At 75.9% G+C, this 11,254-nt stretch carries 11 protein-coding genes and 1 riboswitch; all 11 genes read left to right on the plus strand.

Annotation, left to right across the window (positions count from 1 at the left end; all coding sequences use genetic code 11):
- Window positions 1-148: 148 nt before the first annotated feature.
- Window positions 149-694 (plus strand): ATP-binding protein, encoded by a 546-nt coding sequence (locus tag K2F47_RS18685; RefSeq protein WP_242905305.1) that lies wholly within the window; start codon window positions 149-151, stop codon window positions 692-694.
- A 69-nt stretch (window positions 695-763) separates the two neighbouring features.
- A riboswitch (cobalamin riboswitch) is annotated at window positions 764-894 on the plus strand.
- A 57-nt stretch (window positions 895-951) separates the two neighbouring features.
- Window positions 952-3,015: a putative cobaltochelatase gene (locus K2F47_RS18690; protein WP_272496936.1), complete on the plus strand. Its 2,064-nt coding sequence runs from the start codon at window positions 952-954 to the stop codon at window positions 3,013-3,015.
- Between the two features lie 52 nt (window positions 3,016-3,067).
- Window positions 3,068-3,682 carry a cob(I)yrinic acid a,c-diamide adenosyltransferase gene (cobO, locus tag K2F47_RS18695; RefSeq protein WP_242905314.1) on the plus strand — a complete coding sequence of 205 codons (615 nt, stop codon included), beginning with the start codon at window positions 3,068-3,070 and terminating at the stop codon, window positions 3,680-3,682.
- An 18-nt stretch (window positions 3,683-3,700) separates the two neighbouring features.
- Window positions 3,701-5,122 (plus strand): cobyrinic acid a,c-diamide synthase CobB, encoded by a 1,422-nt coding sequence (locus tag K2F47_RS18700; protein WP_242905316.1) that lies wholly within the window; start codon window positions 3,701-3,703, stop codon window positions 5,120-5,122.
- Complete coding sequence (locus tag K2F47_RS18705) at window positions 5,119-5,721, plus strand: GNAT family N-acetyltransferase (RefSeq protein ID WP_242905325.1); 603 nt, start codon at window positions 5,119-5,121, stop codon at window positions 5,719-5,721. Before K2F47_RS18700 ends, K2F47_RS18705 begins: the two co-directional genes overlap by 4 nt.
- Complete coding sequence (locus tag K2F47_RS18710) at window positions 5,718-6,221, plus strand: hypothetical protein (RefSeq protein WP_242905327.1); 504 nt, start codon at window positions 5,718-5,720, stop codon at window positions 6,219-6,221. The genes K2F47_RS18705 and K2F47_RS18710 overlap by 4 nt, the downstream gene beginning before the upstream one ends.
- Window positions 6,218-7,159, plus strand: coding sequence for a hypothetical protein (locus K2F47_RS18715; protein ID WP_242905337.1), 942 nt, complete (start codon window positions 6,218-6,220; stop codon window positions 7,157-7,159). Before K2F47_RS18710 ends, K2F47_RS18715 begins: the two co-directional genes overlap by 4 nt.
- The gene (locus tag K2F47_RS18720) at window positions 7,156-7,614 is read left to right on the plus strand and encodes a cobalamin biosynthesis protein (protein ID WP_242905339.1); all 459 of its coding nucleotides are present in this window, start codon (window positions 7,156-7,158) and stop codon (window positions 7,612-7,614) included. Before K2F47_RS18715 ends, K2F47_RS18720 begins: the two co-directional genes overlap by 4 nt.
- Window positions 7,615-7,745: 131 nt before the next feature.
- Window positions 7,746-8,342 (plus strand): precorrin-8X methylmutase, encoded by a 597-nt coding sequence (locus K2F47_RS18725; protein ID WP_242905341.1) that lies wholly within the window; start codon window positions 7,746-7,748, stop codon window positions 8,340-8,342.
- A gap of 65 nt (window positions 8,343-8,407) precedes the next feature.
- Window positions 8,408-9,460 (plus strand): Rv2231c family histidinol phosphate aminotransferase CobC, encoded by a 1,053-nt coding sequence (cobC, locus tag K2F47_RS18730; protein ID WP_242905348.1) that lies wholly within the window; start codon window positions 8,408-8,410, stop codon window positions 9,458-9,460.
- A complete protein-coding gene (gene cobT / locus K2F47_RS18735) occupies window positions 9,444-11,219 on the plus strand; it encodes a nicotinate-nucleotide--dimethylbenzimidazole phosphoribosyltransferase (protein WP_242905355.1) in 1,776 nt (591 codons plus the stop codon). Before cobC ends, cobT begins: the two co-directional genes overlap by 17 nt.
- Window positions 11,220-11,254: the final 35 nt, after the last annotated feature.

Here is an 11,254-nt window from a genome sequence, read left to right on the forward strand (position 1 = left end):
CGAACCCGGCGCCCCGGGCAGAGCAATCTCCTCAAGGCGGTTGCGATTGTGAGATTCTCACGGGAGTCTGGATGCTGTGACCATCCGGGGACGTAAAGTAACCGACGAAGGTCGCGCGTCCCTGCGCGCGTAGACCACGGGAGGACCCGTGAAGACCTCGCCCGACATCACCGGCGGCGCCATCCCCGCGGCGTCGCCGCCCCGGACGCCGGCCACCGCGAGACCCGGCCGGGCGTGGGCGCTGCCCCGCGGCCCGGGCTGCGCCGGGCACGCGCGCCGCGTCCTCGCCGGCGCGCTCGCCGCGATCGGCGCGCCCCCGGACGTGATCGCCGACGCCCGGCTCATGGTCAGTGAGCTGGCCACCAACGCCCACCAGCACGCGGGCGAGCACGGCCCGCACGAGCTGTGGCTCGACCGCGACGGCCCGCTGGAGGTGCGCTGCGCGGTCTTCGACGCCTACGCCGACGCGTTCGGCGACGCCTGCGCCGACCCCCTCTACGACACGCGGCTGCCCGGCTACTCCTGGACGTCCGGCGACTGCGGGCGGGGGCTCAGCATCGTCCGGGAGCTGTCGGAGGGGTGCTGGGGCATGCACCGGACGCTGTCGCGGCTCGGGCCGCCCGTCCAGGGGAAGGCCGTCTGGTTCGCGGTGCCCGCGCGCGACCTCGGCGAGCCGTCCTTCCCGGGCTCCTGACCCCCGCGGGGGACTCCTCGCGGGCGTGATCCGCTCGGGTGTGCGATCCTGTGCCTTGCGACGGAAGCGGAGGAACCCGGTGCGAATCCGGGGCTGTCCCGCAACTGTGACCAGGGGAGTTCCCCCTCGCTCGCGCCACGGCCGCCTTCGGGACGGCTGGAAGGCCGAGGGGGAGCCGTGATCCGGGAGCCAGGAGACTCCGGCCGTCGGACAGGAACCGCCACGGGCGTGGACACCCGAGGAAAGGACGACGAGGCATGCCCCCTGCCGAACCGGCGCCGACCCGCGAGACGTCGCCGCCCCCCGCGACACCCCCGAACCCCGAGCGCGGACGCGCCGCGCGCTACCCGTTCTCCGCCGTCGTCGGGATGGCCGACCTCAAGCTCGCGCTGCTGATCAACGCCGTGTCGCCGGGCGTCGGCGGCGTGCTGGTGCGCGGCGAGAAGGGCACCGCGAAGTCGACGATCGTCCGCGCGCTGGCCGCGCTGCTGCCGCCGGTCGAGGTCGCCCACGGCTGCCGCTTCTCCTGCGACCCGCGGACGCCCGATCCGGGCTGCCCCGACGCACCGCACCCCGGCGCCGGGGGCGAGCGGCCCGCGCGGCTGGTCGAGCTGCCGGTGGGCGCCTCGGAGGACCGGCTCACCGGCTCGCTGGACATCGAGCGCGCGCTGACCGAGGGCGTGCGGGCGTTCGAACCCGGCCTGCTCGCGGCGGCGCACCGCGGCGTCCTGTACGTGGACGAGGTCAACCTGCTGCACGACCACCTGGTCGACCTGCTGCTGGACGCGGCGGCGATGGGCGAGTCCCACGTCGAGCGCGAGGGCGTGTCGGTGCGGCACGCGGCGCGGTTCCTGCTGGTGGGGACCATGAACCCGGAGGAGGGCGAGCTGCGGCCGCAGCTGCTCGACCGGTTCGGGCTGACGGTGGAGGTGGCCGCGACCCGCGACCCCGCCGAGCGCGCGGAGGTCGTCCGGCGGCGGCTGCGGTTCGAGGACGACCCAGAGCGCTTCGCCGCGGGCTTCGCCGACGACGAGGCCGCGCTGGCCGAGCGGATCGCCGCCGCCCGCGACCGGCTGCCCGGCGTCGAGCTGACCGACGCGGCGCTCCGCCAGATCACGGCGGTGTGCGCGTCGTTCGAGGTGGACGGGCTGCGCGCCGACCTCGTCACGGCGCGGGCGGCGATCGCGCTGGCCGCCTGGCACGGGCGGGCCGCCGTCACCGCCGACGACGTGCGGACCGCCGCGCGCCTCGCCCTGCCGCACCGGCGCCGCCGCGACCCGTTCGACGCGCCGGGCCTCGACCGGCAGAAGCTCGACGAGGTCCTGGACGAACACGGCGACCCCGATCCCGACCCCGACCCCGATCCCGGGCCGCCGGACGACGGGCCGGACGGCGGGCCCGGCGGCGGCCCCGACGGCGGGCCGAGCGTGGAGGCGCCGGGGGACGTCCCCCAGGACGGCGGGGAGTCGTCCGAGCCGTCCGTGGAGAGCGGACAGGGGCGGTCGTCGGACACCGAGCCCGCCCCGGCCGACGCCGCATACAGGCCTCGCCTGTTCACCGTGCCCGGCGTGGGCGCGGGCGCCCCGGGACGGCGTTCCAAGGCGCGCAGCCCCTACGGACGCGTGTCCGGAGCCCGTCCGGGCGCGCGCGGCCTGCACCTCACCGCGACGCTGAGGGCCGCCGCGCCGCACCAGGTCGCGCGCGGGCGCGCCGGGCACGGGCTGGTCGTGACGCCGGAGGACCTGAGGGAGGCCGTCCGGGACGGCCGTGAGGGCAACCTCGTGCTGTTCGTCGTGGACGCGAGCGGGTCGATGGCGGCGCGCAAGCGGATGCGCGCGGTCAAGGGCGCGGTGCTCAGCCTGCTCATGGACGCCTACCAGCGGCGCGACAAGGTCGGCCTCATCACGTTCCGGGGCGCGGACGCGGAGCTGGCGCTGCCGCCGACGTCCTCGGTCGAGGCCGGGGCGCGCCGCCTCGACCGGTTGCCGACCGGCGGCCGGACGCCGCTGTCGGCCGGTCTGCTGCGCGCCGCCGAGGTGCTGCGGGTGGAGCGGCTGCGCGACCCGGCGCGCCGTCCGCTGCTGGTCGTGGTCACCGACGGGCGCGCCACGCACGGGCCAGATCCGGCCAGGGTCGCGGGGCTGCTCGCGGGCTCGCTCGGGAGCGGCGCGGCGGTGGTCGTGGACTGCGAGTCGGGGCCGGTGCGGCTCGGGCTCGCGGGCGCGCTCGGCGCCCGGCTCGGCGCGGAGGTCGTGCACCTCGACCGGCTGGGCGCGGACTCGCTCGCCGGGGTCGTCCGGGACGCGCGGAGCGTCGCATGACAGTCGTGGGAACCCGAGCCTTCGTAGGACGCCGCGAGAAGGGCGGAAGCTGATGCCGCAGGGCAAGCCGGAGTACGTGCCGCAGGACGGGATGACGACGCGGGAGCGCCGCAACCGTCCGCTGGTGGTGGTCCACACCGGGCCGGGCAAGGGCAAGTCGACCGCCGCGTTCGGGTTGGCGCTGCGCGGGTGGAACCAGGGCTGGCCGATCGGGGTGTTCCAGTTCGTGAAGTCCGCGAAGTGGCGCATCGGCGAGGAGAACGCGCTGCGCGCGCTGGGCCGCCTGCACGACGAGACCGGCGAGGGCGGGCCGGTGTTCTGGACGAAGATGGGCGAGGGCTGGTCGTGGATCCAGCGGCCCGGCTCCGAGGCCGACCACGAGGCCGACGCGCGCGAGGGCTGGGAGCAGATCAAGCGCGACCTCGCCGCCGAGACCTACCGCCTCTACGTACTGGACGAGTTCACCTACCCGATGAAGTGGGGCTGGGTCGACGTCGAGGACGTCATCGCCGCGCTCCGCGACCGGCCCGGCAACCAGCACGTCGTGATCACCGGCCGGGACGCCGACCCGCGGCTGATGGAGTTCGCCGACCTCGTGACCGAGATGGGCAAGGTCAGGCACCCGATGGACCGGGGGCAGAAGGGCCAGAGGGGCATTGAGTGGTGAGCGGGTGGTGACCGGGTGGTGAGCGGGGTTCCGCGGATCGTCGTCGCGGCGCCCGCGTCGGGGAGCGGCAAGACGACCGTGGCGACCGGGCTGATGGCCGCGTTCACCGCGCGCGGGCTCGCGGTGTCCCCGCACAAGGTGGGCCCGGACTACATCGACCCCGGGTACCACGCGCTCGCCACGGGACGTCCCGGGCGCAACCTCGATCCGTGGCTGACGTCGGAGGACCTCGTCGTCCCGCTGTTCCTGCACGGCGCGGCCGGCGCCGACGTCGCGGTCGTCGAGGGCGTGATGGGCCTGTACGACGGCACGGCCGGGACGGTGCCGTCCGGCTCGCTGGGCGGCGGGGACTACGCGTCCACCGCGCACGTCGCGACGCTGCTGGACGCCCCGGTCGTGCTGGTCGTGGACGCCTCGGCGGCGGCCGGGCGCTCGGTCGCCGCGCTCGTGCACGGGTTCCGCTCGTTCGGGACGGCCAGGGTCGGCGGCGTGATCCTCAACCGGCTGGGCTCGGACGGGCACGAGCGGATGTGCCGCGAGGCCCTCGCGGAGCTGGGGCTGCCGGTGCTGGGCGCGCTGCGGCGGCACGAGGACGCGGCGACGCCGTCCCGGCACCTCGGGCTCGTCCCGGCCGCCGAGCGCAGGCCGGACGCGGTGGCGAGCGTCCGCCGGATGGGCGAGATGGTCGCCTCGTCCTGCGACCTGGACGCCGTGCTGGCGCTGGCCCGCGACGTCCCCGCGCTGGACGCCGCCCCCTGGGACCCGGCCGAGGAGGTGGACGCACCTTCCGGCGGCGAAAGGCCGCGGATCGCCGTCGCCGGAGGGCCCGCGTTCACGTTCGGCTACGCGGAGAACGAGGAACTCCTGGACGCGGCGGGCGCGGAGGTCGTCCGGTTCGATCCGCTGCGGGACGAGGCGCTCCCCGAGGGGACGCGCGGCGTCGTCATCGGCGGCGGGTTCCCCGAGGTGTACGCGGCTGAGCTGTCGGCCAACGAGCCGCTGCGCAAGGACCTGGCCGCGTTCGCGCAGTCGGCGCGTCCCCTCTACGCGGAATGCGCGGGCCTCCTCTATCTCGCGGAGGAGTTGGACGGCGCGCCGATGTGCGGCGTCCTGGACGGGGTCAAGGCGACCATGGCCCCGCGCCTGACACTGGGCTATCGTGCCGCGGTGGCGGTGACCGACTCGGTCGTCGCCCGGACGGGGGAGCGGCTGCGCGGCCACGAGTTCCACCGCACGGTCACGGAACCGGGCCACGGGGGCTCGTCAGGCAAGCCCGGCGGGCCCGGCGGGACGTGGCGGGCGGCGTGGCAGTGGTCGACGTCCGGTCCGGAGGGTTTCGTGAAGGGCGAGTGTGTCGCGTCCTACCTGCATCTGCACTGGGCCGGGTCGCCGTGGCTCGCGAGCAGGATGGTGAGGGCCGGCGGAGGGGACCGTCAGTGAACGCCTTCAAGGAGATCGAGCGCCTGGAGGGCGGGCGGCTCGTCCTGCGCCCGTTCGGGCTCGACGACGCCGCCGACGTGATCGAGGTGATCCGCGCCGGGGAGGACTTCCTCCCGCCCAACTTCCCGACCGTGCTGGAGGCCGAGCCGATCGCCTGGTTCCTCCAGGAGGGCATCCACAACGTGCAGCGGCTCGGGTTGGCCCTGCACCTCGCCGTGACCGACCGCGAGACGAGCCGCCTGCTCGGGACCATCGGGCTCTTCCGCCTCGACTGGAACCACCTCACCTGCGAGGTCGGCTACGGGGTGCGGCCGAGCGCGCGCGGGAACGGCTACGCGACGGAGGCCCTGAAGCTCGTCACCCGGTGGGCCCTACGCGAATGTGGGCTGTTCCGGGTGGAGCTGCGCGCGCTGGTCAGCAACCACGCCTCGATCCGCGTCGCGGAGAAGGGCGGCTACCAGCGCGAGGGGGTGGCGCGGGGGGCGGAGCGCCGTTCCGACGGCGTCAACGAGGACATGGTCGTCTTCAGCATGCTCGCCACCGACCCGCTCGTCGCGTTCCCCGGCAGCCTTGTCGACCAGGGGGAGCGGCGGACATGACGGCGGCGGACGCGGCGTCGCACGGCGAGACGACCCTGGTGCTGTACGGGGAGGGCGCGGGCGAGGCCGCCCGGCGGATGCTCCCGGCGCTCCCGGACGCCTGCTTCGCGCCCGTGGATCTGGACGAGCTGGCTGAGCTGACCGCCGCCGTCGAGCACGGCCTCGCACAGGTCGTGCTGATCGCGGGCCTGGACGAGCAGGCCGCGCTCGCGACCGCACCCGCGTCGGACGTCCTCGGTTCGATCACGCGGGACATGGACGGCGGCCCCGCGCTGTCCGCCGAGATAGCGGGCGCCCCCCGGCGCGCCTACGAGCTGTGGGAGGCGGCCGGGAAGCTCGGCCCGTGCGGCCGCGAGCTGTGCCGCCGCACCGCCGGTGAGCTGGAGCGGCGCGCGGCTCAGGTTGCGGGCTCGGCGGAGAGCCCGATCGCGGCGCAGGTCGTGCTGGTGGACTCGACCGGGCAGCGCATGGTCGGCATGTTCGGGCGGATGGCGCGATGACACGCGTTTCCCTGGCGGGTCTGGCGTTCGCGCGGGCAGGCCTTTCCCCGGACGGCGCGCTCGTCGTGTCGGCGCGCGAACTGCGGCGGGCGGTGAACGTGTGCCGCGCCCACCCGAAGGTGGCGGTGCTGACGGCCCCCGACGCGGGGCCGGCGGAACTGGCGCGCGCGTTGTTCCCGCAGACCCCGCGCTCGTTCGTCGTGTGCGAGGGGCTGGACGGGCCCGAGGAGCGCATCGTGCACGTCCGCCCGGCGGAGGCGACCACGCGGCCGTGGACCAACCCGGATGTGGTCCTTGTCCTGGACGACCGTCGTCCGCCGGAGGAGAACGGCTGGATTCACGGTGCGGCCCTGGGGCCGTCCGAGTGGGCCCTTCCGCAGGAGGCGTTCGGTGACGCGACGGGCCTGGAACCGGGGATTCGCGCGTTCGTGCTGGCGAAACTGGGGCCGCGCCTGGGCGACATGGTCTGGGACGTGGGTTCCGGCGACGGTTCGGTGGGCATCGAGTGCGCGCGCTTCGGCGCCGCCGTGGTCGCCGTCGAACGCGACAAGGCCGACTATGAGCGCGTGCGGGAGAACGTCCGCGCGCACGGGGTGAGGGTGGCGGTGTCGCGGGGGGAGGTCCCGTCCGTCCTCGACCATCTGCCCGAGCCCGACGCCGTGTTCACCGGACGCGGCGGCCCCGAGACCCTCGCGGCCTGCGCCGAGCGTGCGCTGAGCCGGGTCGCCGCCGTCGCGACGGCCGAGGAGGCTCCCGCCCTGCTCGAGGTCCTGTCCGGGCGGGGGTTCACCGCCGGAGCGGTCGAGCTGCGGGCGGCCCCGATGCCCGCGCCGGTGACGGTCGTCTGGGGACGGCGCGGCGGGCCCGCCGCGCCGTCGCGCCCGCCCAGGGACGTCCGGCGGGTGGAGACGATCCCGATCGTGGGCCTCGGGCCATGACGCGCGCGGTGGTCGGTGTCGGCGCGTCCAGCGGAGCCGGCGCGGGCGAGGTCGCCGACCTCATCGGCAGCGTCCTGGACGAGGCGGGCCTGGAACCCGGCGCGGTCTGGTGCGTGGCGACCGCCGACGGCCGGGCCGCCGAGCGCGTCCTGCGCGCCGCCGCCGGACGTTGCGGGCTGCCGCTCGTCGCCTACCCCGTGGACGTGCTGGCGCAGGTGGAGGTGCCCTCCCCGTCCGACGCGGTCCGGGCGCGGACGGGAACCGCGAGCGTCGCGGAGGCCGCCGCCCTGCACGCGGCCCGCTCGGCCGGGGGCGAAGGCGTCCGGCTCGTCGTGCGCAAGCGCAGATCGGCCCGCGCCACCGCGGCGGTCGCCCGAACCGCCACAACAACCGAAATAGACCGTCATGCTCGTCTATTTATCGACAAGTCAGGCGGAGACTGTTCAAAGGCGTGATGTCCGGCAACCCGTGCCACCCTGGTTCGGGACCCCGCGCCGTCCCCCCCAACGCCCCCGACCCCCGAGCCCGACACCGGCCCGCCCATCCCGGCGACAGCGAGGAAGACCATGACCAGCCTGGAGGCTCAGTGAGCGTACGCCAGCCCCATCCGATCGAGATCCGGTCGTATGAGATCCTGCGCTCCCGCGTGGACCTGTCCGCGCTGCCGCCGCTGTCGCGCGCCGTCGCCGAGCGGGTGATCCACGCCACCGGCGACCTCGCGTACGCCGACGACCTGGTCACCGAGGAGGAGTCCCTCCGGCAGGGCTGGGCCGCGCTGCGCACCGGGGCGCCGATCGTCACCGACGAGGGCATGGTCGCCGCCGGGATCAGCGCCCGCGAGACGCTCTGCCACGCCACCGATCCCGCCGCCGCCCGGATGGCGCGCGCCGCCGGCGTCACGCGCTCGGCCGCCGCCGTCCGGCTGTCGTACTCGGAGGTGGGGCCGGGCGCGGTGTGGGCGATCGGGTCGGCGCACGAGGCGATCACCGAGATCATCGAGCGGCGGGTGCGGCCCGCGCTGGTGGTCGGCGTGCCGGCGGGCTTCGTCGGCGCGTCCGAGGCCAAGGAGGCGCTGCGCGCCAGCGGACTCCCGCAGCTCAGCAACGTCTCGGAGAAGGGCGGCTCGGTCGTCGCGGCGGCGGCGGTCAACGCGCTGCTCTACCACGAGCCCGCCGCGCCCTGAGCGGGGAGACGGGGCCACAGCATGCGAGCACGACGATGTCGGACGATCGAACAGGGGGTTCAGCGGTGAACGGGCCCACGGGGCACGCCGAGACGGCGGCGCCCGACGAGGTGGATCTGCGGCACCACGGGGACGCGGAGGTCGGCGACGGGCTCGCCGACTTCGCCGTGAACGTGCGCACCGGGACGCCGCCGCCATGGCTGGCCGAGCGGCTGCGCGCGTCCGTCGCGGGCCTGGCCGCCTACCCCGACCCGCGCCCCGCGCGCCGGGCGGTCGCGCGGCGGCACGCCAGGGCGGCGGGGGAGGTGCTGCTCACCTCGGGCGCCGCCGAGGCGTTCGTGCTGCTCGCGCGGGTCCTCGCGCCGCGCCGGGCGATCGTGGTGCACCCGCAGTTCACCGAGCCGGAGGCCGCGCTGCGGGCCGCCGGGCACCCGGTGGGACGGGTCGTGCTCGGCAAGGACTTCACGCTCGACCCCGCCGCCGTCCCCGACGACGCCGACCTCGTCGTGATCGGGAACCCGACCAACCCGACCTCCGTCCTGCACCCGGCCGACGCCGTCGCCGCGCTGGCCAGGCCCGGCCGGACGGTCGTCGTCGACGAGGCGTTCATGGACTGCGTCCCGGGCGAGCCGGAGACGCTCGCCACCCGCCTGCCGTCCGGCGTCGTCGTGATCCGCAGCCTCACCAAGACGTGGGGGCTCGCCGGGCTGCGCGCCGGATACGTCCTGGCCGCGCCCGGCCTGGTCGCGCGGCTGGCCGAGGCGCAGCCGCTCTGGGCCGTCTCCACGCCCGCGCTCGTCGCGATCGAGGCGTGCTCCGCGCCGGACGCGGTCGCCGAGGCGGAGCGGTGGGCCGTCGAGGCGGCGGCGGAACGCGACCGGCTCGCGGCCGAGTTCGCCGCGCGCGGGCTCTACGTCGTCCCGGAGGCGCGCGCGTCGTTCCTGTGCCTGCGCGTCCCGGACGCCCTCGGCATCAGGGCGCTCCTGCGCCAGCGCGGATACGCCGTCCGCCGGGGCGACACGTTCCCGGGGCTCGGCCCGGACTGGCTCCGGATCGCCGTCCGCGACCGCGCGGCCAACGACGCGCTGCTCGGGGTGCTCGGTGAACTCGGCATCTAGCGACGTCTTCGACGAGGCCGAGATCGACGCCGTCTACCGGGTCGTCACGGAGCGGCGCGACATGCGCGACGGCTTCCTCCCGGACCCCGTGGACGACGCCGTCCTCACCCGCGTCCTGGAGGCCGCCCACCGCGCCCCCTCGGTCGGGCTGACCCAGCCCTGGGACTTCCTCATCGTCCGCGACGCGGCGAAACGGCGCCGCATCCGCGACCTCGCCGCACGGCAGCGCGCCGTCTACGCGGCGAGCCTGCCGCCCGCGCGCGCCGCCGTCCTGGACGGCCTCAAGGTGGAGGCCATCCGCGAGGCGCCCGTCAACATCGTCGTGACCTGCGACCCCACCCGGGGCGGCCGGAACCCGCTCGGACGCCACGTCCAGCCCAGGACGGCCCACTACTCCGTCGCCTGCGCGGTCGAGAACCTGTGGCTCGCCGCCCGCGCCGAGGGCCTCGGCGTCGGCTGGGTGAGCTTCTTCGACGAACGCGAACTGGCCGCCGAGCTGGGCCTGCCCGCCCACCTGGAGATCATCGCCTACCTGTGCGCGGGACGCGTCGAGGCGTTCCCGCCCGCCCCCATGCTCGCGCTCACCGGCTGGGCGCGGCGCCGTCCCCTCGCGTGGGCGGTGCACGACGAGGAATACGGGCGGCGCGCGCTGCCCGGAGAGGACATCGTGAACCCCATCGAGCAGACCGTCGCCGCGATCCGTCCGCTGGACGAGGCCGCCATGCGCGACGCCCGCGACCACCAGGCCCGCCTCACCAAGCCGCCCGGCGCGCTCGGCGTGCTGGAGGACCTGTCGGTCCAGCTCTCCGGGCTGGCCGGGCAGTGCCCGCCGCCGCTCCCCGAACCCGCCGCGGTCGCGGTGTTCGCCGCCGACCACGGCGTCCACACGCAGGGCGTGACCCCCTGGCCGCAGGAGGTCACCGCGCAGATGGTGGCCAACTTCCTGGCCGGGGGAGCGGTCGTCAACGCGTTCGCCGCGCAGGTCGGCGCCGAGGTCAGCGTCGTGGACATCGGCGTCGCCGCCGAACTCGACCCCGCCCCCGGACTGCTCCCGCGCAAGATCGCCCACGGCACCGCCGACATGACCCGCGGGCCCGCGATGACCATGGACGAGGCCCGCCGCGCCGTCGAGACCGGCATCGAGGTCGCCCGCGACCTCGTCTCCTCCGGTGCTCGCTGCCTGGTCACCGGCGACATGGGGATCGCCAACACCACCGCGTCCGCCGCGCTCGTCGCCGCGTTCACCGGCCTGCCGCCCGAGCGCGTCACCGGCCGCGGCACCGGCATCGACGACGCCACCCACGCCCACAAGATCGAGATCGTCCGGACGGCGCTGGAGCTGCACGGCCTCCCGGGCGAGCGCGATCCTCTGGAGGTGCTCGCGGCGGTCGGCGGGCTGGAGCACGCCGCGATCGCCGGGTTCGTCCTCGGCGGGGCGGCGCTGCGCGTCCCCGTGGTCCTGGACGGGGTGATCGCCGGGTCCGCCGCGCTCGCCGCCGCCGCGCTGTGCCCCGGCGTCCTCGGCGCCTGCGTCGCCGGGCACCGCTCCGCCGAGCCGGGCCACACCGCCGCGATCGAGGCGCTCGGCCTGCGCCCGCTCGTCGACCTGGAGCTGCGGCTCGGCGAGGGGACCGGCGCCCTGCTGGCGTTGCCGCTGGTCCAGGCCGCGGTGCGGGTCCTGCACGAGGTCGCCACGTTCGACTCGGCGGGGGTCAGCGGCAAGGACGCCGAACGGCGTAACGACGCGATCACGGAATGAGTCACGCTCGGCTATCGACTCGCCCGCGGACCTCT

Source organism: Actinomadura terrae (assembly GCF_022751215.1).
GTDB classification, from domain to species: domain Bacteria; phylum Actinomycetota; class Actinomycetes; order Streptosporangiales; family Streptosporangiaceae; genus Spirillospora; species Spirillospora terrae.

Coding starts and splice junctions, on each gene's coding strand:
- K2F47_RS18690 (WP_272496936.1), top strand. CDS start 952: ATGCCCCCTGCCGAACCGGCGCCGACCCGCGAGACGTCGCCGCCCCCC.
- cobO (WP_242905314.1), top strand. CDS start 3,068: ATGCCGCAGGGCAAGCCGGAGTACGTGCCGCAGGACGGGATGACGACG.
- K2F47_RS18710 (WP_242905327.1), top strand. CDS start 5,718: ATGACGGCGGCGGACGCGGCGTCGCACGGCGAGACGACCCTGGTGCTG.
- K2F47_RS18715 (WP_242905337.1), top strand. CDS start 6,218: ATGACACGCGTTTCCCTGGCGGGTCTGGCGTTCGCGCGGGCAGGCCTT.
- K2F47_RS18720 (WP_242905339.1), top strand. CDS start 7,156: ATGACGCGCGCGGTGGTCGGTGTCGGCGCGTCCAGCGGAGCCGGCGCG.